General features: G+C 44.6%; 1 protein-coding gene. It reads left to right on the top strand.

All coding sequences use genetic code 11. From position 1 onward, the window contains the following. Positions 1 to 133: 133 nt before the first annotated feature. Positions 134 to 781, top strand: a 648-nt coding sequence (locus A3756_RS23495) for a PHP domain-containing protein (RefSeq protein ID WP_068554814.1), incomplete at its 3' end; no start/stop codon positions are given.

Consider the following 781-nt stretch of genomic DNA (forward strand, 5'->3'; position numbering starts at 1 on the left):
ACAAATAGTACGTGAATAAGCTTACAGGTTGGTGATTATATGTGGAAACTGTGAAGGTTCAAACTTACCATCTTTACATAACATGCTTTTATTAAACCTGAATGACACCAACCTTAGATAATCGTGGAGAGTTATGAACCGTTCGCCAATAGATTTACATTGCCATAGCCTGTCATCGGATGGCAGTTTGAGCCCTACAGAGCTTATTCAAAGGGCTGCGGCAAATGGTGTGAAACTCTTGTCTCTAACTGACCACGATACCGTCGCCGGTCAGCAAGAAGCTTTTGACGCAGCAAATGTTGAAGGGATTTCAATGGTGCCCGGAATCGAGCTTTCATGTGTTTGGGGAAACTTTACCATCCACGTTCTTGCCTACAACTATGACTTGAATTCGGGCTTGATGCAGGAAATTGAAGCAAAGCAGTTACAGTCACGTCATCAACGCGCAGAGCTAATTGCAGAAAAACTAGAAAAAAAAGGCTTTCCAGGCCTGTTAGATGCTGCTCGGGCTTTGACTCAGTCAGGGATCCCTGGCCGACCTCATTTTGCACAGGCGATGATTGACCTAGCTTATGTTAGCGATCATAACGAAGCCTTTAAAAAGTATCTGGGTGCGGGGAAGGTTGGCGATGTAAAAAGTTTATGGCCAGAGCTAGAAGACATGGTAAATAGTATTGTTAACGCAAAGGGGAGTGCTGTCGTTGCCCACCCCAGAAAATACAATATGACCCTGACTAAGCTGCGCAATATGTTGGTAGAATTTAAAGCGCAGGGAGGCGAA

Source organism: Oleiphilus sp. HI0086 (assembly GCF_001635225.1).